Below are 20014 nucleotides of genomic sequence, written 5' to 3'. Positions count from 1 at the left end.
GATTCTAAATTTGATGTCGTCATGCCCTTGCTTTAATTCTTCATCTTTTCAAATTCCAGGCTGGCCATAATAAACGGGCCGAACACTTTACCTTCTGTGTCGTTGTTTATCGTTACATCGCTGCCGCATAGGTAGTAGTCGGCATCTCCTTTGCGCTTGTTGCTTAAGCCTGCCGATTCACAGCTTTGAATGATTTTGATTTTTCCGTCGGATTCTTCCACAATGAACTGGTCGATAAGGCCTTTGTATGCCTCGATGGCAACGGGCAGGTATGTTTCACGGTCGAGCAAGCCCAGTCGAATCCCTTTGAGGTAAGCGTAGGTAAACATCGATGAGGCCGATGATTCCAGGTAGTTATTGATTCCGCAGGAACTTGTCTTGCTGTCGTCGTATTGCAGGAGTTGGTACCAGCAACCGGAATCCGCGTCCTGCCGGGCCTTTAATCCGTCAGCCACCTTGTTGAGGTAGTTTACCAAACGGGACCGTGCCGAATGATCATGGGGCATCTGTTCGAGCACATCGACCAAGGCTGCAAAGAACCAGCCCATGCCGCGTCCCCAGAACTCTTGCGAGCGTCCTGTTTCAGGATCGGCCCAGAATGAGGAGGCTGCATTTTGCGGTTCGGCCGACCAGGCGTGGTAGTTCAGCTTTTTTTCCGCATCCCAGGTATAGGAGAAAATGGTGTCGAACTGCAAGGCAATATCATCCCACGACTTTTTGTTTTCCGTTTCACCTGCTTCCATGCCAAAGTTTCCCTGCCACTCGGCATACAAGGCGGGCCCCATGTACAAGCCGTCCAGCCACATCTGATTCACATATCGCTTTTTGTGCCAAAATCCTCCGGCACCCGGCAGTGGCGCAGCAATGCGTCTGTGCTCATATTTAAGTTTGTTGCGGCAAATGGTCACGTTCTCTTTGTATCTTTCCGCTTTGTCGTTTAGTCCTTTCGCTTTTGCTGCGCGGTAGAGCTCAAAATAAATCTTTCCGGCATTCAGGTCGTCAATGTTACTTTCTCCCAATTTCATGTGGATGTGGTCGGCGTAGTCTTCCACGGCGTCGTGGAGCGGAGCACTCCAAGCCTGATCCTTGTAATGTTCCCAGGTCATGACGATGGCTTTTGCCACCAGCCCGGGAACATAATCCCATTCAATATTTCGTTCGGTTGTTGCTGTTTTGAAGTGCGTGGTTTCCGATTTATTTCTAAAATCATCCATGCGGGAGTTGATGATCCAGCGGGAGTAGAGGGTGTCAGGATGAAACTCCGCGCCAAAGGATGCGCTTACGGCTAACAGTCCGATAGCACTGAGCATGATAAGTTTGAGTGAATGTCGTTTCATTGTGGCAGATTGAATTTTGACAAATATTAGAAAATAATGCAATTTAAGGAAATGGACGGTTAAGTTTTGCCACTCGCACGGTTTTTTAATTCAGGTAGCACGTGCATCGGTCTTGGTTTTAAACCGAAACCTTATGGAAACGCTGGAGTTTGTCCGGCAAGAACTGGTCGGTCAAGCAACACGGAGCAGGTCTGTTTTGTGTGGAGGGTGAAGGACCAAACACCGGATGCCATCCCCTTGTTTTTTTGTTTCCAAAAACAGGCGGCTGGGCAAGCAGATTTTCCATAACTTTAGTGGAAAAAATTTCCAGTTATGAATGAAGCGTTCCTTCAATTTGTGTGGAAACACCGCTTGTTTAATGCCACCAATTTGAAAACCGAAGACGGGCAAATCGTTGAGGTGATTCATCCCGGGCAGCACAACACCGATGCCGGCCCCGATTTTTTTAACTCCCGAATCCGGATTGACGGAACCACCTGGGCAGGCAATGTGGAAATCCACCAGCGATCATCCGACTGGTGTTTGCACAAGCATGAGCAGGATTCGGCTTACGATAATGTGGTGTTGCATGTGGTGCGCGATCACGATGCGGAGGTGCGGACTTCCGGCGGCGAAGTGGTTCAAACGATGGTGCTGGATTATCCGCCACACCTGGAAGCGAACTACGAACAGTTGCTGCAATCGGACCGGTGGATTGCCTGTGCCGACCGTTTTTTCGAAGCCGATCAGATGACCCTTCAAATCTGGTTTCATGGTTTGATGGTGGAGCGCTTGCAGCAAAAAACCCAGGCCATTGTCGATCAGTTGGCGCAAAACAAAAACGATTGGAATGAAACCTTCTACCAATTTCTGGCACGTAATTTTGGATTGAAAACCAATGCGCTGCCTTTTGAACTACTGGCGCGCGCCTTACCCATTCAAATTTTGGCCAAGCACAAAAACAACCTCTTTCAGTTGGAAGCTTTGCTGTTTGGAACGGCGGGTTTGCTGAACGAGCAATTGTTGGGCGATGACTATTTTCTGGCACTTCGAAAAGAATATTCCTTTTTGTATAAAAAGTACCAGCTCAAGCCCATTGAATCGCGTCTGTGGAAGTTTTTACGATTGCGCCCGGTGAATTTCCCAACCGTCCGGCTGGCGCAGTTCGCGGCCTTGGTGCACCATTCATCGGCCTTGTTCTCCAGCTTGGTTGAGTTGGATGATCTGAATGAAATTCGGAAGCTGTTCCGTGTGCAGGCATCAGAGTACTGGGACACGCACTATCGGTTTAACAAGCTGTCGCCCAAACGAGTCAAGGCGCTGGGCGACTCGGCCTTTCACAACATCCTGATCAATACGGTGGTGCCCTTCTTGTTTGTGTATGGCGAATACCACAACCGGCAAAACCTGAAAGACAAAGCGCTGGAGTTTCTGGAAAAAATTCCGGCCGAACACAATTCCATTGTGTCAAACTGGGAAACGCTTGGTGTTTCCGTGCGCTCAGCTTTCGACAGCCAGGCCTTGATTCAGCTCAAAAACAACTACTGCACACCTAAAAAATGCTTGAAGTGTCATTTGGGAATCAAACTAATCAACCACTCGGTTGATAGCGAAAATGAGCCAAACTCGCAATAGCAGCTAAGTTCCATGCACAACATGATGGCGCATAATGGAAGAAAGAAAAATCCTCAATCGTATTTTGATTTTACACATGGAGATGTTTACAAACTTGTTAACTTTGCAAAGTGACCCGAGAAATAAAATTTTATAAGAGCTATTTTATTAACTTCTATATTTCGCTTGACTTTTCGGTTCAAGAAAAAATGGAATATGTGTTTAAAGTGATAAAAACTGTGGACTTAATCCCTCAGAAATTTTTTAAACATATCGAAAGTACGGATGGGCTTTATGAAATAAGAATAAAGGTTGGGTCTGACATTTATCGGGTGTTTTGCTGTTTTGACTCTGGACGGATTGTTGTTTTATTCAACGGGTTTCAGAAGAAAAGTCAGAAAACACCAAAGAAAGAAATTGAAAAAGCATTAAAAATTAAAGAGGATTATTTCAAAAATAAAAAAGGAGAGGGAAAATGAAAACAATAAAAGATGCAACAAATTTTGATGAATTATTAGACATCAAATACGGAAAACTTGGGACTGAAAAACGTGATGAATTTGAAATGAAAGCAAAAGCTTTTATTGTTGGAGAAATGATAAAAGAAGAAAGAAAAAAGGCTCATCTTACCCAAGAAGAGCTGGCTAAAAAAACAGGGACTAAAAAAAGTTATATCTCGCGACTGGAAAATGGAAAAATCGACATTCAGATTTCTACTCTGTTTAAAATTTTCGAGGAAGGATTAGGTAAAAAATTAGGACTGACAATAAACTGAAAAACAATTAAAACAAACAAAAACTAAACTACGACGCCAGAACAAATTGTAAATTGCATTACGGCGTTCGGTGGAGTGTCGTTCGCGCCCCGAGTCCTCGTGGGCGTTTCGCAGTTCCGTGTCCGCCAGCTGGCGGACTGGAACGCCCTTCGAAATCGGCAACGACAACTTACAAGTGACCGCTGTGAGCTTTATTCCTTTCTTGATCTGGGCTTCTTTAAAAGGACCAGAAAATGAAACCCAGCGGAAAAGCTTCTTTAGTTACGTCCCCCACTTCGCCTTTAGGCGAAAGCAGAGAACTAATACACCTCCAGATTCGAAAGCACCGGACAAGCTTTGGAATCCAGAATCCGGATCCGGAGCTGGTCGGTTTTTATGTCATCAACCGGAACAATACGCTTGTAGCCAATGGTGGTTGCTTCGCCAATCGTTTTCCATTCGCCCTCTTGCCTGGCTTCAATGCTGAATGCTTTTACACGCTGTCCGAGTTGGATGTACTCTTGCAGCAGCACGTAGCTCACGGTTTGTTCCTGTCCCAAGTCAATAAGCAGCTCGGCAGTTTGCTGGTCATCGTCGGTTGCCCAATAGGTTGCCGGATCGCTGTCGGTTAGGTTTTGTGGCCCGTAAATCTCCGATTTTCCGCGGGTGGCGGAGGCCTGCACCGGAGCATTTTCCGCCAGGTTCGTGGCAAAAGCTTCGTCGAGCATGGCTTTCCATTGTTGCAGAGACGCCACATCGTTTTCGTGGATCAGTCCGCGTCGGTCGGGCGGAATGTTCAGCAACAGGTTGGACCCGCGTCCCACCGATTCGAGGTAAATTTTAAACAGGTTTTCCGGTGTGCGGACTTTATCGTCTTCATGGGCATGGTAAAACCATCCCGGGCGAATGGAAACATCCACTTCGGCCGGAACCCAGCTGGTGCCATCTTCCGATCCGCGGTTCAGCAGTTCCGTAATTCCAGGTTTCCCGGCATACAGGGTGTCAATGCTGATGGTATTCCAGTTGGTTTCGCCAACAAATCCACGTTCGTTGCCGCACCAGCGAATATCGGGCCCGGCATCGCTAAAGAAAATCACTTCGGGCTCAATCTCCCGGATCATGTTCAAAGTGGTTGGCCAGTCGTAGTAGGTTTTGCCGTCAATGCTGCGGGTTTCGTTGGCTCCGCCGTAATAGCCGTCACCTCCGTTGGCACCGTCAAACCACATTTCAAAAACGGGGCCGTAGGCGTGAAACAATTCCTTGAGCTGGTTGCGGTAGTACTCCACATACTCCGGTCGCCCGTATTCCGGATGGTTGCGATCCCAGGGCGAGAGGTAGACGCCAAACTTCAGATCATACTTTTTACAGGCTTCGTAAACTTCTTCCACCACATTGCCTTCGCCATTTTTGTAGGGGCTGGCGGCGATATCGTGGTCGGTGTATTCGCTGGGCCACAGGCAAAAGCCGTCATGGTGCTTGCAGGTCAGGATGATCCCCTTCAACCCGGCTTCCTGGATGGTTCGTGCCCATTGTTCGGCATCCAGGTTGGTGGGATTAAAAACTGTTGGACTTTCATCGCCAAAGCCCCATTCTTTGTCGGTAAACGTATTGGTGGTGAAATGGATGAAGGCATATTGCTCCAGTTGGTGCCAGTTGAGTTGACGCTCGGTGGGCACCGGGCCAACAGCTTCGGGTGGTGGAGGAGGAGTAGGCTGACTGCAACCAGAAAACAGCATGGTGACAAACAGAAAGCCGAAGATAAGCCGGTTATTGAAATGAGATTGACTTTGGGCAGACAATTGGGTCGTTGAAATGTTTGTTGGAACGGATTTAGGAGTCATCGTTGTCAGGTTTAAATTATGCGATCAAAAATAGTAAAAAGAACCCAGCGATTGTGCTGTACTGTGCTGAAATCTGAAAAAGTTTTCAAGCAGTTCAAAATGAGTTATATTTTGGTGAAAAAGAATTTTCAGGATTGGGAATCAAAGAATTTTACGTACTTTTGCAACAGTTTTTGAAATTAATTTTAAGCGGTTGTTATTGAACGCGATGCAGCGGCTTAAAGATTGTATCACTTAAATAAAAAGAAAAATGTATTTAACTTCTGAAACAAAAAAAGAGTTTTTTGAAAAGTTTGGTAAGAATGCACAGGATACGGGTACAGCCGAAGGCCAAATCGCCTTGTTCTCGTTCCGTATTGCTCACCTGACCGAACACCTGAAACAGAACAAAAAAGACTTTAGCACCCAGCGTGCTCTGGTCCGTTTGGTAGGAAAGCGTCGTAACTTGCTTGATTACCTGAAAGATAAAGATATCGAAAGATATCGTGCGATTATTAAAGAATTGAAATTACGTCGATAATTTTTAAGTAGAAAGGGCAATAATTTTATTGCCTTTTCTTATTTTTGAAATCCCCACCACCATTCGACTTAGTTCGTATTGTTAAATTTTATCTCAAAAATTGATTATGAATCAAATTATTAAAACAATTGACCTCGGCGATGGCCGGACCATTACGATCGAGACTGGTCGTTTGGCCAAGCAAGCCGATGGAGCAGTTGTCGTTAGAATGGGCGACACCATGTTGCTGGCCACTGTGGTTTCAGCCAAAGAAGCCAAAGAAGATGTTGACTTTATGCCGGTATCGGTTGATTACCGCGAAAAATTTTCGGCCGCAGGTCGTTTCCCTGGTGGGTTTTTAAAACGCGAAGCTCGTCCGAGCGACGATGAAATTTTGGTTGCCCGTTTGGTTGACCGTGCGCTTCGCCCTTTATTTCCAGCTGACTATCACGCCGAAACTGCGGTGATGATCAGCTTGATTTCTTATGATGCCAATGTGATGGCAGACTCTTTGGCCGGATTGGCCGCCTCGGCTGCCATTGCCGTTTCAGATGTCCCATTCGAGGCGCCAATCTCTGAAGTGCGCGTCGGACGTGTAGATGGTGAGTTTATCGTCAACCCAAGCAGTGCCCAGTTGGCCGAAGCCGACATTGACATCATGGTGGCTGCCACCTACGACAACATCATGATGGTGGAAGGCGAAATGGATGAAGTGTCGGAAGAAGAGATGCTCGAAGCCATTAAAGTCGCACACGAAGCCATCAAGGTGCATTGTAAAGTTCAGCTGGAATTGGCCGCTGAAGTGGGTGTTGTAAAACGTGAGTATTGTCACGAAGTAAACAACGAAGAACTGAAAGCCAAAGTGGAAGCCGACTTATTGCCTGCTTGCTACGATTTGGCCAAACAGCAAATCAAAGATAAGCAACTTCGGATTGAATCGTTTGGCAAGATTGTCGATGAGTATGTGGAAGCATACAAGGAAGCCAATGCCGACAATGAAGAAATCGACCTGGCACAGGATGAAAAACTGATCCGCCGCTATTACCATAAAGTGGAAGGCGAAGCCATGCGCCGCATGATTTTGGATGACGGCATTCGTCTGGATGGTCGTAAAACCGATGAGATTCGTCCAATTTGGGGCGAGGTGGATTATTTGCCGGGAGCACATGGTTCAGCCATCTTTACCCGTGGCGAAACCCAGTCGCTGTCGTCGATCACTTTGGGAACCAAAATGGACATCAAAAAGATTGACAATGTGACTTTCCAGGGAACTGAGAAATTCCTGTTACACTATAACTTCCCACCATTTTGTGTGGGTGAAGCCAAAACTCCCCGCGGCTTAGGCCGGCGCGAGATTGGTCATGGAAACCTGGCTTTCCGTGCGTTGAAACGAATGATTCCGCAAGATTTTCCTTATGTGGTGCGTGTGGTTTCCGATATTCTGGAATCCAACGGATCCTCATCCATGGCAACGGTTTGTGCCGGTACTATGTGTATGCTGGATGCCGGAATGAAAATGAAACGTCCGGTTTCGGGTATCGCCATGGGATTGATTAAAAGCGACGATAAGTTCGCGGTTCTTTCCGATATTTTGGGTGATGAAGATCACCTGGGTGACATGGACTTCAAGGTAACGGGAACCGAAAAAGGAATTACCGCTACCCAGATGGACATTAAAGTGGACGGACTGTCGTACGAGATTTTGTCAACCGCTTTGATGCAGGCGAAAGAAGGCCGTAACCATATTCTCGGCAAAATTTTGGAAGTGATTCCTGAGCCACGTGCCGAGTACAAACCCAATGTGCCACGTGTGGAAACCATTCAGATTCCGAAGGATATGATTGGACCAATCATTGGCCCTGGAGGTAAGAATATTCAGCAAATGCAGGAAGAAACCAACACCGTGATCGTGATTGAAGAACGCGACAACTTCGGTTGGGTGGAGATTTCGGGCTTGAACAAAGAAGCGCTGGATGCTGCGAAAGAACGCGTGAAGCGGATTATTGCACTTCCTGAAAAAGGTGAAACCTACAAAGGGAAAATTAAAAACATCACCACCTTTGGTGCTTTTGTTGAAATTATGCCCGGAAAAGAAGGTTTGCTGCACATTTCTGAAATTACCTGGGAGCGTTTGACCAATGTGGAAGATGCGCTGACAGTAGGTGATGAAATAGAAGTAAAACTGCTGGACATTGACCGCGATGGAAAACTGAAACTTTCGCGCAAAGCCCTGCTGCCAAAACCGGAAGGTTACGTGGAGCGCGAACGCAGTGATCGTGGTGGTGATCGTCGTCCGCCGCGTGGTGATAACCGCGGAGGAAGAGACAATCGCGATGGCAGAGGCCGCGACAACCGCGACCGCGGGGACCGTCGTCCGCCAAGAGAAAACAGAGATTAATTCTTATTGACATTAATAAATGAATGCCCGCTTGTCGGGCATTTTTTTTCTTTTCGATTATGGAAACATGGAGCAAAAAAATAGCTGAGCAAATCAAGCAAGCACTCGATGGTGTTAAAGAAAGCGACCTGCGTTTCTTTCGAGTGGCCGAATACCTGCGTATGGTAAAGCATGTTGATGATTTCTCGAATGAATGTCAGCAGTGCAAGCAGTTTCAAACGGAAGTTGAACGGGAAGTCAGCACCATCCGGCAGGCGGTAACCGAAACGGGGAAGGCGCGCCGAAACTACGACCGGCACATCGACCAACTGGCCCGCCACATGAAAAAGGAGCATGGCTTTTATCCACCTTATTATTATACCTACTCCTACAGCTTTTTTTACACCTTGATTGCCGCAGTCATCGGCCTGTTGGTCAGTCTGCTGTTTCCATCCATCGACCGCTGGTTTTTTATCGTCCCGGGCATCATCGTGGGCTTAATGGCCGCGCAGTTGATTGGGCATCGTAAGGATTCGCAAATCCGGTCGAACAATAAAATGTTGTGATGATTCACTTCCGTTGAATACACCTGGTTTTTTAGAATAATAAAGAACCAAAACATCGATGATGAAACTTTTCGTTTACCTCTTAGCTTTTGTATTGATGAATGCCTGTGCCAATAAACCCTCCCTGGATTATCCGCTGACCCGAAAGGATGCCACCAAGGACCTCTATTTTGAAACTGAAGTAGCCGATCCGTATCGTTGGCTCGAAGATGATCATTCAACAGAAACAGCCGACTGGGTGAAAGCTCAGAATGAAACTACCTTTGCCTATCTCGAAACCTTGCCTAATCGCGATGAAATCCGGCGACAACTCACTGACTTGTTGGATTATCCGAAGCATGGCACACCATTTAAAAAAGCTGGAAAATACTTTTTCTTTAAAAATGATGGCCTGCAAAACCAAAATGTTTTGTACGGAACCGACGATTTGAACAAAGAAGCCGAAGTCATCCTTGACCCCAACGCCCTGTCTGACGACGGTACGGCTGCTTTGTCGCAGGTTGAAATTTCGGACGATGGGAAATACCTGGCTTACATGGTCGCCAAATCAGGCTCGGATTGGAACGAAATTTTTGTAAAAGACCTCGAAACCGGTCAGCTGTTGGATGACCATTTGGAGTGGGTCAAATTTTCGGGCCTGGCCTGGTATGACAATGGCTTGTTTTACAGCGCCTACAATCAACCCGTGGAATCGAAAAAATTATCTGCTTCCAACGAATATCAAAAAATATACTACCATAAGCTTGGCACGTCGCAAACCGACGATCGGCTGATTATGGAAGATCGGGATCGGCCAAAACGCATGTTTGGCGCCGGGGTGACGGACGACAAGCGTTTTCTGGTCATTGCCATCAGTGAAGCTTCGCATGGGAATGCGCTCTTGGTGAGAGATTTATCGAGCAACGACAGCGATTATGTTCCTTTGATGGAAAGTTTGGATTATGAGTTTCATTTGGAAGATAACCTGGGCGATGACTTGTTTGTGCGAACCAATTATCAAGCGCCGAAATATCGCTTGCTGAAGATCAATGTCAACCAGCCCGGGGAAGCGCATTGGGTGGAAATCATCCCCGAAAAAGAGGAGGTGCTTCAAACTGTAAGCTTTGTTAGCGGACGAATTGTGGCCGAATATATGAAAGATGCCCGTAGCGTTGTTTATGTCTGTCAATACGATGGTACTTTTGATCATGAGATTGAGCTTCCCGGAATTGGGAATACGGGCGAATTTTCAGGTGAGAAAGACGATTCGGAGCTGTTTTTTAGCTATTCTTCGTTCAATACGCCAGGCGAAGTGTACACCTATAATTTGGATAAAAAGGAAAGCCAGTTGTTTTTTCGGCCGCAAGTGAAGTTCAATCCCAATGATTTTGTGGTGAAGCAGGAATTTTTTGGATCGAAGGACGGCACCCGGGTTCCGCTGTTTTTGGTGCATAAAAAAGGCGTCAAATTGAATGGGAACAATCCGACCTTACTATATGGCTACGGTGGTTTTAATGTCAGTCTGACGCCGTCCTACTCGACTACCCGCATGGTGTTTGTCAACAATGGCGGTGTGCTGGCGGTGGCCAATCTTCGCGGCGGTGGCGAATATGGCGAAGCCTGGCACCAGGCAGGAACCAAACGCAACAAGCAAAATGTGTTTGATGATTTTATTGGAGCCGCCGAATATTTAATCGCCCAAAAATACACCTCAAGCCAAAAGCTGGCCATCATGGGCGGTTCCAATGGCGGCTTGCTTGTGGGGGCAGTCATCAACCAGCGCCCTGAGCTTTTTAAAGTAGCATTGCCGGCTGTTGGGGTAATGGATATGCTGCGGTTTCACAAGTTCACCATCGGCTGGGCCTGGGCAGGCGATTATGGCACCAGCGACGACAGCTCCGAAATGTTTGACTACCTGTACGCTTATTCTCCTTATCACAATATCAGCAGCAAAGTGGATTATCCGGCGGTATTGGTCACCACCGCCGATCATGACGACCGCGTGGTGCCCGCGCACTCCTTTAAATACATAGCCCGCTTACAGGAATTGTCTGCCGGACCAATGCCCGCCTTGATCCGGATTGACACCAATGCCGGACACGGAGCCGGAAAACCAACAGCCAAGGTCATCGATGAATATACCGATGTTTGGTCGTTCCTGTTTTACCATTTGGGAATGGTGGTGTAGTCGCCTTGATTATTCCCCTGAAAATATTGTATTTTTATTTCCCGGAAGTAAAGCCGCTTCCGGGATTTTTTTTGAGATGAAAATCAACTATTTAGTCATAGAAGGAAATATTGGATCAGGGAAAACCACCCTGGTGAATCAGATTGCCGGGGAGTTTGGCGCGCGGACTTTGCTCGAAGGTTTTGACGACAATCCGTTTTTACCCAAGTTTTACGAAGATCAGGAGAAGTTTGCTTTCCCGCTCGAAATGTCGTTTTTGGCGGACCGCTACAACCAGCTGAAACGAAATATTCGCGAGTTTGAGCTGTTCAGCTCCTTTTTGGTCTCAGATTATTACTTCATGAAATCGTTGATTTTTGCACAAACCACCCTTTCGCCGGACGAATACTTGCTCTATGAGCGGTTTTTTTATATCATTTATAAAAAATTGCCTAAGCCAGATTTATATGTTTATCTGCACGCCGATGTCGCAAAACTGATGCAAAATATTACCAAGCGGGGGCGCTCTTACGAACAGCAAATCGACCCTGCTTATCTGGAGCAAATCAGCAAGGGATATTTCCGTTTCTTCAAAACGCAGACTGATTTTCCGATATTGGTCATCGACACCAATAAAATTGATTTTGTACAGGACCAGAATCATTACAGAAAGCTACTCTCCATAATATTCGAAAACGACTATCCACGTGGGATTAACAGGGTTCTGATGGATTAAAAAAGTGCCTGGCATGCTTTTATTTCATCAAAACATTGCTAATTTTGTGAACAAGTACCGAATGAATCAAAATTAAATATTTTAATACTGTCAACATGAGAAAAATTAGTTTTAAGCCTCTGGCCTTGTTTTCTTTGGCTGCTGTTCTTTTTGCCGGTTGCTCCGGTCTTCAGAAAATGAAGAAGAATGCAGATCAAATTGATTTCAACGTAACTCCCGAAATTCTGGAAGCCCACGGTGGCGATGTGGATGTTGCGATTGACGGCCGTTTTCCAGCAAAATACTTTAATAAGAAAGTGACACTTGTGGCCACACCGGTGTTGACTTACGAAGGTGGCGAAACCGCTTTTGAATCCGTGACGGTTCAGGGCGAAAAAGTAGACGCCAACAACAAAGTAATTAGCTACACAAACGGCGGAAACTTTGCTTATAAAGACGCGGTCGCATATGACGACGCGATGCGTGTTTCGGATCTTGAGATTCGTATTACGGCCTCTAAAGGAGCCAAAAGCCTCGATTTTGAACCCATTAAAGTTGCCGATGGTGTATTGGCCACTTCTGAAATGGTGATCAACTACCCTTCTCCGATTTTAGGAGTGCAACGTGAGAAAAACACAACGGGTGTTTATGATCCAAACATTGACGCATTTCAACGGATTGTTCCGGATCAGTATGTCGCTGATATTCATTACCTGATTAACAGCTCGTACGTTCGTGGAACCGAACTGAACAGCGACGATGTAAAGGAACTGTATGCTTATACGAAAGATGCTTTCGAAGCAGAACGGAAAGAACTGAAAGGTGTTGAAATTTCAGCCTACGCTTCTCCCGATGGAGAGCTGGATTGGAATACGAAACTGTCGCAGCAACGCGAAGGCTCTTCAAACCAAGTGGTGGCAAGAGAATTGAAGAAAGCGCAAGTGGAGGCAGAACTGAAGACAAAATTCACAGCCGAAGACTGGGAAGGATTCCAGGAAATGATGGAAAAATCAAACATCCAGGATAAAGAGCTTATCTTGCGTGTTTTGTCTATGTACTCCGATCCTGAAGTGCGCGAGCGCGAAATCAGAAACCTGTCTTCCGCATTCACCGTTGTTGCCGACGAGATTCTACCAAAACTGCGTCGTGCAAAAATCGCTGCCAATGTTGATTTGATTGGTAAAACTGACGAGGAGATTGCCGCTTTGGCTGATTCAGACCCAGCTTCATTGAATCCTGCTGAATTGCTTTATGCTGCTACCTTGACAGATGATCAAAACAAAAAACTGTCGATCTACAATTCATTCATCAAAGTGTATCCTCAAGACTGGAGAGGACCGAACAATGCCGGTATGGTGTTGGCACAACAAGGCAAGTACGATGAGGCCAAACCATTGTTTGAAAAAGCAGAAGGACTGGCTCCAAACGAGCCCATCATCAAAAACAACCTTGGTGCTGTTGCCCTGCGTGAAGGCGATGTGGCGAAAGCCGAAACTTTGTTTGGTGCTGCATCAGGCGCTGGCGACGAAGTGAACTACAACCTGGGTATTGTTGCCCTGAAGAAAGGCGAATACGACAAAGCTGTTCAGTTGTTTGGCGACAGTGATTCTCCAAACGTAGGCCTGGCTAAAATTTTGGCCGGTGATAACAATGGTGCGTTGAAATCGTTGGAAAACTGCACTTGGGAAGGTTGCTTCATGAAAGAATACTTCAAAGCAGTGGTTGGTGCCCGTACAGCGAAGGAAAATCTGATGTACGAAAGCCTTGAAAAAGCGGTTGAAATGAAACCTGAGTTGAAAGAAAAAGCAGCGACCGATTTGGAGTTTGCCAAATATTGGGATGATGCAAAATTCCAGGCAATTGTTGACTAATCACAAGCTTGCATCGATATAACTAAAAAGCGGCCTCAAACGGGGCCGCTTTTTTTATATCCTGGATTCTGAATTGAGCCTTGAAAACTTGTCTATAACTTGCTTTTAATACCGAAACTTCTTGAACAAGTCCCACAAAACAATGCCGGCACTGACCGAAATGTTAAAAGAATGTTTGATGCCAAACTGGGGAATTTCGATGGCACCATCACACAGGTCAACCACTTTTTGCTGCACGCCTTTCACTTCGTTGCCAAAAACCAGGGCCAGGCGGTCGTTGTCTTTTACTTCAAAGTCGGGAAGCATGATGCTACCCTTCACTTGCTCAATGGCAAACACCCGGTAACCGGATGCTTTCAGCTGGCATACGGAATCTTCCGTCTTTTCGAAATAGCTCCAGGGTACCGACTTTTCGGCATCCAGCGCCGTTTTATGAATCTCCTTGTTTGGAGGCGTGGCGGTAATCCCGCACAAATGCACCGCTTCAATGAGCAGTGCATCGGAGGTTCTGAACACCGAGCCAATGTTGTTGCAGCTCCGGATGTTATCCAGCACCACAAGCAATGGCGTTTTGTCCGTTTGCTTGTATTCTTCCGGGCTGATACGCCCCAGTTCGTTTGTTCGTAGTTTACGCATGTTTGTGGTTTACCATTCAACTTTTTTCCGTCGGAAAGGCATGCTCATGCACCGGGCGCCGCCACCGCCGCGGGCCAACTCCGAGCCAGCAATGGTAATCACACATTTCCCGTCCTTCGGAAGTGTTGCTTTTCCGCTGATGTAATCTTCGGCTTTAATCACTTCAAAACCATTTTTATTGAGTTCTTCCACCGTATTGACATTGCGTTCGTAGCCAATCACCTGTCCCGGAGCAATGGCCAAAAAGTTGGCGCCGCTGTGCCACTGTTCGCGTTCCTGTGTCCAGATATCCTTCGTTCCGCCACACTGAATCGGCTTCAAGTCGATGCCCAGTTTTTTCAAGGCTTTCGGTAGGTTTTTTTCTTCGGAAATGCTTGTTACTTCGCCATTTTCAATTTGAATGTGAATGGTGTGGTAGCGATTGGTTCCCAAAATCAGCGGTTCGTAAACCATGCAGGCATCGCGATCCAGGAAGGTAAAAACCATGTCGAGGTGAATGAAGGATTCTGGCATGTCGGGCAGTTCCTGGATGAGAACATGGTGAACTTTTTCCTTTTTGGCTTTGATGGCATCGAGAATAAAATCAATGCCTTCGGTGCTGGTGCGGATACCGGTTCCAATGACCAACACATCTTCGCGGGCTACCTGAAAATCGCCTCCTTCAATCATCCGGTTTTTGCCGGTCATCAGTTCATTGGGTTGAAATGGATTGATTGTTTTGGCTTCGAGCATCGGGTGATTCTTGAAAATCGTTTCCATAATCATGGCTTCGCGGTCGCGCACTTTGTTGGCCATTTTGCCAATCACCACTTCATCGCGAAAGGCCATGGAAGCGTCGCGCGTAAACAGGAAGTTGTGCAAAGGCGCCAGGCTGAAACGTTCCTGGCTCAGGTAGCGGGTCAGGTTGTCGCGTTTGATCGGAACCCCCTGAATCAGTTGCCGTGCCAGTTCGTCTGACTGGATTTCGAGTAAAGCCGGCAGGATGTCCAGCGCGCCTTCGGCCGTACAAATTTCCTGCAGCAGTGTTTGTCTCACAATATCGTTGGTGAGCACATCGCTAAGTAGATCTTTGACCTCAAAGCAGCGGCTGGCTTTCGACAGCACGCCTTTCATTTGCTGATATTCCTTGCCGGCAACCGCCAGATTCAGAATGTCGCTATACAGAGCCCGCTTGGCGGTTTCCGGGGTCATTTCCTCGACTTCGAGCCCCGGTGTATGTACAATCACGCCTTCGAGTTCCCCAAACTCAGAGGCCACGTTTACATTTAATTTTTCAGACATCATACCCATTTCTAAAAATTTGCTCAAATATAGTAACTCTAAGCCGGAAGATAATCTGAAACCGGCTGGTTTCGTTTCAAGTTAAATAACATGTCCTTATCTTCGCAGGGTAAACCATGAAACAATTCTTAATTCTGTCCATATTGATGTTAAGTTCGGTTGGTTTTGCTTGCGGACAACAGCCGGATTCCCTTCACTATCTCGAAGCCATTGAAGGAGATGGGGATACTTTGCCTCACCTGGAACTGGACGAGATTCCGGTTTTTCCGCGACCCGAGTTTGAAAACCGGCGAACGGAAAAGCGCTACTACCGGCTCGAAAAGAAAGTGAAAAAGGTTTACCCCTATGCGCAGAAAGCTGCTGAACTGTTGATGAAGTACGAAGACGAATATCTGGCTGCCGAAAGCGAGCGGGAACGTAAAAAGTATGTGAAGCAAGTTGAAAAGGAGTTGTTTGATCAGTACGGACCCGAGTTGAAGAAGTTGTCGATATCGGAAGGACGGATTCTGATTAAGCTGATTGACCGCGAAACCGGGCACACTTCCTATGAGTTGATTAAGGATTTGAAGGGTGGGGTGATGGCTTTTTTCTGGCAGGGTGTCGCCCGCATTTTTGGGAATGATCTGAAGGAGGAATACGACCCGGTGATTGAAGATATGCTGATCGAACAAATTATTTTGCGCATTGAGGCGGGAATGATCTAATAAAACGCATCAAGATGGAAACGAAGCGGGTATTTATTGCTGTTCAAGTTGAATTGAGCCCGCAACTTCGGGAAAGCTGGACGGAGCTGAAAAAACATTGGCGTGATGAGCGGATTCGCTGGGTGCCGCCCGAGAATCTGCACCTGACGCTCCAGTTTTTGGGGGAGCTGACCGGTCCGGAGATCGAGCGGGCAAAAGCGGCCATGGAAAAATCATGCAGCAGCTTCGCGCCTTTTTCCTTTCAACTGACTGGGCTTTCCTTTTTTTCGCATCGGGGGCGGCCGTCGGTTATTTATTATGCGATTGGTGCCGATGTAGACTTGCTTGTCTTTGTCCGCAAGCTTCAACAAAACCTGGGTGAATCCGAAATTCCTTCGAACAAAAAATTCCATCCACATTTAACCTTGGGTCGGATCAACCGACTGGCCGATGAGAAGAAGTTTCATGATGTGCTGGAGCGCTTCAAGTCGCTTCCTGTTCAGCAAGTGGGCGTTTCGCAGATTTATTTGTATGAAAGTGTGCTGAAGCCTTCAGGGCCCGAGTATCGCGTGTTGGCAGCCTGTCGGTTGTAACTGCTTATTTTCCATCGCCTTTAAAGCAGCTGATGATCGTGTAAATCAGGATTTTAAAATCAATATAGAGCGAAATGTTTTTCAGGTAGACCAGGTCGTAGGGAAGGCGCTTCAGCATTTCATCGACCGTTGAGGCATAACCGTATTTTACCTGTCCCCACGAAGTGATTCCGGGTCGGATCTTGTGCAGGTGCGTGAAATGAGGCGCTTTTTTTACAATTTGGTCGATGAAGAACTTCCGTTCGGGACGCGGCCCAACCAAGGACATTTCACCTTTAATCACATTGTAGAACTGCGGAATCTCATCCAGGTGCGTGCGGCGCAAAAACTGGCCGACCGGTGTCACCCGCTTATCGTTAGGCGCGGACAGTTCAGGGCCGTGAGGTTCGGCCTCATCAATCATGGTGCGGAATTTATAAATGGTGAACGGTTTTCCGAAACGTCCAATCCGTTCCTGCTTATACAAGATCGGTCCGTGGCTGTCGAGCTTAATCCAAATGGCAATAACAAGATAGGCCGGCAGGAACAAAACGATGGCCAGGATGGAAAAACTCACATCAATCAGTCGCTTGAGGTTGGCTTGCCAGGCCGGCATAATGCCGTTGGAAATTTTAAACAGTGGGCTGCTGTAAATGGCGTTTGTTTTTGCATTTCCCGACAGTAGGTCGAATAGGTCGGGAATGCCCCAAATCGTCAGCGTCCGGTTTTGCAGCGAGGTCAGAATGCCGGTCAGCAAATCGTGTTGCGACGATTCGATGGCAATGATGACTTCCTCCAATTCGTATTTTTCGGTCACCTCCGGAATGTCGTCCAGCGTACCGAGCTTGGGCAAAAATGCTTCGAGCGGCGACGCATCGTTTGGTCCTGTGGCTAAAAAACCGATAAACCGAAAGCCCGCGGGCCGAATCTGGGTGCTCAACTCCTGAAAAATTTGCAGGGCTTTTTCGTCGCCGCCAATCAGTAAGGTGTTAAATCCAAACTTGCGGCTGTGAATGCGATGAATGATGCGGCTGGTCTGAATCAGGCGGAAGCTGTAGGTGAGCAAAAAATGAAGAACCAGCAAGGTGAAAAAAAGCTGGTAGTAGTTTTTGTACGAGCCCACGTAGTCGTCGAGCATTAAAACGAAGAATAGGATGACCACGCCAATCAGCGAGCTCAGGAAGGTTTGTCCCAGTTCCAGCAGGCGCGACTTCCGGTAAACATCGCTGTAGTAGCCCCACCAGTAATAAAAAAGCACCCAAAGGGTTGGAACAATGAGCAGGCCGAGGTAAAAACGGCTGGTGAATTCAAGCGGAACATCGGTGCCAAACCGCTGCGGTTCGATGTATTGTTTCCGGTAAATATAAAACAAGATCCAGCTTGCAGCTGCCGCCATGAAATCAAATGATAAGTACCTGATAACTTGCGCTTTTTTATTCATAGAGCCGAATTTCGTTAGGTCAAATCACATCCAAAAAAACGGATTGGAAAATGTTAGATGCTGCAAAATAGGCATTTTAGTCCAGCAGCGAGCAGTTCAGAAACTTTAATTTATCCCGGATTTCATTCCTGCAAGCAATGGCTTGTTCCAATTCGTTGAGCGATATTGAAATAGCACTTCCTTGATGAATGGCCTCGAGAAAGTGTTGCAAGGCATTTTTCTGTGTTTGCAAGCGTGTTTTTGCATTTGGTCCATCGGCTGGCAGGGCAAAGTAGTGGTCTTCTTTCTGAAAAATCTCAATAAACGATTGGCTGGCCTTAAACATCCCACCCAGCTCAATTTGGGCAATGGACCCGGTGGCAAAAGCCAGCCGAAGGCTGACTATTCCCGACTCGTTGGTGCGGTCGAAAGTAAAAACATCGGTTTTTCTCAGTTCGCTTTTTTCCGTTGACATGACGAACAGCAGGAGGCTCAGGAGCTGGTGTTCAATGTCTTTTTTTCGAAGTGGCAGCCTGATGGTGATCAGTTTTTGTTTATTTAAGGTGGTGCTGATTTTCAGGTTCTCATCTGTAAAAAACAAAGGGTTAAACAGCAGGATGGTTGATCCCGACTCATTCGCCAGGTTAATGAGCTGCGTGGTTTCGCCCAGGCTTAATGTCGGAATGCGCATCAGAAAAAGATGATTGCTTTTTTTGATGACGGCGCGAATGAGGTCGAAAGACGGCGCAGGAGCATCGACAAAGGTGGCATCTGAATTTTCAAGCAGGTCTTCGGTTGTGTACTGTTTTCCTTCAACCGACTGGAGGTCATTGAGCTGTACGATACCAGTGATTTTGAAATCCTGAAACTGTTGAATCAATTTGATTGATTCTGTTGCCGATTCATCGCCCGAAAGAATACCTATGCTGATCATAGCTGCAAATTAGAAATAAAAAGCTACTTTAAAGGGCGCATGGAACCAGAACTTTTCAACGGCTTTTGTTGATAATGTTGGTTCTTTGCGGCTGCGTTAAACTATCATTTTAAACTATTTTTACCAAAAATTTAAAAAGTAATGGATTCTCGTGACAGTTTAAGACATCAAGGCATGCGTAAACGGCTTGTCGAGGGTATTCGCATTAAAGGTGTAAGAGACCCGCGGGTTTTGGACGCCATCGCCAAAGTTCCCCGGCATTTGTTTATGGACAGCAGTTTCATTCAGTTTGCGTACAAAGATCAAGCTTTCCCGATTGGCGCCGGGCAAACCATCTCGCAGCCTTTTACTGTTGCATTTCAAACCCAGTTGCTCGACGTTCAGCCCAACGAAAAGGTGTTGGAAGTGGGCACCGGAAGCGGCTATCAAGCGGCGGTGCTTGTGGAGATGGGAGCTACTGTTTTCACCATTGAACGCCAACGGGAATTGTATCTGAAAGTCCAGCAACTGTTGCCGGAGATCGGTTATCATCCCAAGTTTTTTTATGGCGATGGCTACAAGGGACTGCCGACTTATGGGCCGTTCGATAAAATTATTATCACCGCGGGGGCGCCGGTGTTACCCGAGGAGTTGTTGCAACAGCTGCGTGTTGGCGGGGTATTGGTGGCACCGATTGGTCCTTCAGAAAAACAAGTTATGTATAAAGTGACCCGAAATTCAGAAGATGAATTTGAGAAAGAAAAGCATCTTCAGCGTGTGCATAAAACGGAACATGGTACTTACTGCGGC

General features: G+C 46.8%; 18 protein-coding genes. 12 read left to right on the top strand and 6 right to left on the bottom strand.

Annotation, left to right across the window (positions count from 1 at the left end):
• Positions 1 to 32 precede the first annotated feature (32 nt).
• Complete coding sequence (locus tag NC99_RS18410) at positions 33 to 1337, bottom strand: glycoside hydrolase family 88/105 protein (RefSeq protein WP_082326573.1); 1305 nt, start codon at positions 1335 to 1337, stop codon at positions 33 to 35.
• A 312-nt stretch (positions 1338 to 1649) separates the two neighbouring features.
• On the opposite strand from NC99_RS18410, the gene NC99_RS18405 reads away from it, so the two are divergent.
• The 3 genes from NC99_RS18405 to NC99_RS18395 all read left to right on the top strand — a co-directional run bounded on the left by NC99_RS18405 (position 1650) and on the right by NC99_RS18395 (position 3705).
• Positions 1650 to 2951, top strand: a complete 1302-nt coding sequence (locus NC99_RS18405) for a DUF2851 family protein (protein WP_053187306.1) — start codon at positions 1650 to 1652, stop codon at positions 2949 to 2951.
• A gap of 110 nt (positions 2952 to 3061) precedes the next feature.
• Complete coding sequence (locus NC99_RS18400) at positions 3062 to 3409, top strand: type II toxin-antitoxin system RelE/ParE family toxin (protein WP_053187302.1); 348 nt, start codon at positions 3062 to 3064, stop codon at positions 3407 to 3409.
• Positions 3406 to 3705, top strand: a complete 300-nt coding sequence (locus tag NC99_RS18395) for a helix-turn-helix domain-containing protein (RefSeq protein ID WP_053187300.1) — start codon at positions 3406 to 3408, stop codon at positions 3703 to 3705. The genes NC99_RS18400 and NC99_RS18395 overlap by 4 nt, the downstream gene beginning before the upstream one ends.
• Positions 3706 to 4004: 299 nt before the next feature.
• Here the strand turns inward: NC99_RS18395 and NC99_RS18390 are convergent, their stop codons facing one another.
• Positions 4005 to 5525, bottom strand: a complete 1521-nt coding sequence (locus tag NC99_RS18390) for an alpha-L-fucosidase (protein ID WP_204375052.1) — start codon at positions 5523 to 5525, stop codon at positions 4005 to 4007.
• Between the two features lie 250 nt (positions 5526 to 5775).
• Here NC99_RS18390 and rpsO point away from each other — a divergent pair, with 250 nt between their 5' ends.
• The 6 genes from rpsO (at position 5776) to NC99_RS18360 (ending at position 13699) form a co-directional block, all read left to right on the top strand.
• A complete protein-coding gene (gene rpsO, locus NC99_RS18385; protein WP_053187299.1) occupies positions 5776 to 6045 on the top strand; it encodes a 30S ribosomal protein S15 in 270 nt (89 codons plus the stop codon).
• A gap of 106 nt (positions 6046 to 6151) precedes the next feature.
• A complete protein-coding gene (gene pnp, locus NC99_RS18380) occupies positions 6152 to 8422 on the top strand; it encodes a polyribonucleotide nucleotidyltransferase (protein WP_239684481.1) in 2271 nt (756 codons plus the stop codon).
• A gap of 59 nt (positions 8423 to 8481) precedes the next feature.
• Positions 8482 to 8967: a hypothetical protein gene (locus NC99_RS18375; RefSeq protein WP_053187296.1), complete on the top strand. Its 486-nt coding sequence runs from the start codon at positions 8482 to 8484 to the stop codon at positions 8965 to 8967.
• Between the two features lie 58 nt (positions 8968 to 9025).
• On the top strand, positions 9026 to 11134 hold the full coding sequence (locus tag NC99_RS18370) for a prolyl oligopeptidase family serine peptidase (protein WP_239684480.1): 2109 nt from the start codon (positions 9026 to 9028) through the stop codon (positions 11132 to 11134).
• A gap of 76 nt (positions 11135 to 11210) precedes the next feature.
• Positions 11211 to 11849, top strand: a complete 639-nt coding sequence (locus NC99_RS18365) for a deoxynucleoside kinase (protein WP_053187293.1) — start codon at positions 11211 to 11213, stop codon at positions 11847 to 11849.
• Positions 11850 to 11944: 95 nt separating this feature from the next.
• On the top strand, positions 11945 to 13699 hold the full coding sequence (locus NC99_RS18360) for a tetratricopeptide repeat protein (protein WP_053187290.1): 1755 nt from the start codon (positions 11945 to 11947) through the stop codon (positions 13697 to 13699).
• Positions 13700 to 13804: 105 nt separating this feature from the next.
• Here NC99_RS18360 and NC99_RS18355 read toward each other — a convergent pair whose 3' ends face one another.
• The gene (locus tag NC99_RS18355) at positions 13805 to 14335 is read right to left on the bottom strand and encodes an RNA methyltransferase (protein WP_053187286.1); all 531 of its coding nucleotides are present in this window, start codon (positions 14333 to 14335) and stop codon (positions 13805 to 13807) included.
• Between the two features lie 9 nt (positions 14336 to 14344).
• Complete coding sequence (locus NC99_RS18350) at positions 14345 to 15625, bottom strand: arginine deiminase (RefSeq protein WP_239684479.1); 1281 nt, start codon at positions 15623 to 15625, stop codon at positions 14345 to 14347.
• Between the two features lie 107 nt (positions 15626 to 15732).
• Here NC99_RS18350 and NC99_RS18345 point away from each other — a divergent pair, with 107 nt between their 5' ends.
• Positions 15733 to 16320 carry a DUF4294 domain-containing protein gene (locus NC99_RS18345; RefSeq protein ID WP_082326571.1) on the top strand — a complete coding sequence of 196 codons (588 nt, stop codon included), beginning with the start codon at positions 15733 to 15735 and terminating at the stop codon, positions 16318 to 16320.
• 14 nt (positions 16321 to 16334) lie between these two features.
• A complete protein-coding gene (gene thpR, locus NC99_RS18340; RefSeq protein ID WP_053187281.1) occupies positions 16335 to 16892 on the top strand; it encodes an RNA 2',3'-cyclic phosphodiesterase in 558 nt (185 codons plus the stop codon).
• 4 nt (positions 16893 to 16896) lie between these two features.
• Here thpR and NC99_RS18335 read toward each other — a convergent pair whose 3' ends face one another.
• Complete coding sequence (locus tag NC99_RS18335) at positions 16897 to 18312, bottom strand: sugar transferase (RefSeq protein ID WP_053187279.1); 1416 nt, start codon at positions 18310 to 18312, stop codon at positions 16897 to 16899.
• Positions 18313 to 18388: 76 nt separating this feature from the next.
• Positions 18389 to 19225, bottom strand: coding sequence for a hypothetical protein (locus NC99_RS18330; RefSeq protein ID WP_053187276.1), 837 nt, complete (start codon positions 19223 to 19225; stop codon positions 18389 to 18391).
• Between the two features lie 141 nt (positions 19226 to 19366).
• On the opposite strand from NC99_RS18330, the gene NC99_RS18325 reads away from it, so the two are divergent.
• A partial coding sequence (locus tag NC99_RS18325) for a protein-L-isoaspartate(D-aspartate) O-methyltransferase (RefSeq protein ID WP_053187273.1) occupies positions 19367 to 20014 on the top strand: 648 nt, incomplete at its 3' end.

Source organism: Sunxiuqinia dokdonensis, assembly GCF_001270965.1.
Lineage (GTDB): Bacteria > Bacteroidota > Bacteroidia > Bacteroidales > Prolixibacteraceae > Sunxiuqinia > Sunxiuqinia dokdonensis.
The sequence above is the reverse complement of the archived record's forward strand: the minus strand, read 5'-3'. Positions and strand labels throughout refer to the sequence as shown.

Excerpts from the sequence above, each read along its gene's own strand:
- NC99_RS18410 (WP_082326573.1), bottom strand. The coding sequence starts at position 1,337 with ATGAAACGACATTCACTCAAACTTATCATGCTCAGTGCTATCGGACTG.
- NC99_RS18405 (WP_053187306.1), top strand. The coding sequence starts at position 1,650 with ATGAATGAAGCGTTCCTTCAATTTGTGTGGAAACACCGCTTGTTTAAT.
- NC99_RS18395 (WP_053187300.1), top strand. The coding sequence starts at position 3,406 with ATGAAAACAATAAAAGATGCAACAAATTTTGATGAATTATTAGACATC.
- NC99_RS18390 (WP_204375052.1), bottom strand. The coding sequence starts at position 5,525 with ATGACTCCTAAATCCGTTCCAACAAACATTTCAACGACCCAATTGTCT.
- rpsO (WP_053187299.1), top strand. The coding sequence starts at position 5,776 with ATGTATTTAACTTCTGAAACAAAAAAAGAGTTTTTTGAAAAGTTTGGT.
- pnp (WP_239684481.1), top strand. The coding sequence starts at position 6,152 with ATGAATCAAATTATTAAAACAATTGACCTCGGCGATGGCCGGACCATT.
- NC99_RS18375 (WP_053187296.1), top strand. The coding sequence starts at position 8,482 with ATGGAAACATGGAGCAAAAAAATAGCTGAGCAAATCAAGCAAGCACTC.
- NC99_RS18370 (WP_239684480.1), top strand. The coding sequence starts at position 9,026 with ATGATGAAACTTTTCGTTTACCTCTTAGCTTTTGTATTGATGAATGCC.
- NC99_RS18365 (WP_053187293.1), top strand. The coding sequence starts at position 11,211 with ATGAAAATCAACTATTTAGTCATAGAAGGAAATATTGGATCAGGGAAA.
- NC99_RS18360 (WP_053187290.1), top strand. The coding sequence starts at position 11,945 with ATGAGAAAAATTAGTTTTAAGCCTCTGGCCTTGTTTTCTTTGGCTGCT.
- NC99_RS18355 (WP_053187286.1), bottom strand. The coding sequence starts at position 14,335 with ATGCGTAAACTACGAACAAACGAACTGGGGCGTATCAGCCCGGAAGAA.
- NC99_RS18350 (WP_239684479.1), bottom strand. The coding sequence starts at position 15,625 with ATGGGTATGATGTCTGAAAAATTAAATGTAAACGTGGCCTCTGAGTTT.
- NC99_RS18345 (WP_082326571.1), top strand. The coding sequence starts at position 15,733 with ATGAAACAATTCTTAATTCTGTCCATATTGATGTTAAGTTCGGTTGGT.
- thpR (WP_053187281.1), top strand. The coding sequence starts at position 16,335 with ATGGAAACGAAGCGGGTATTTATTGCTGTTCAAGTTGAATTGAGCCCG.
- NC99_RS18335 (WP_053187279.1), bottom strand. The coding sequence starts at position 18,312 with ATGAATAAAAAAGCGCAAGTTATCAGGTACTTATCATTTGATTTCATG.
- NC99_RS18330 (WP_053187276.1), bottom strand. The coding sequence starts at position 19,225 with ATGATCAGCATAGGTATTCTTTCGGGCGATGAATCGGCAACAGAATCA.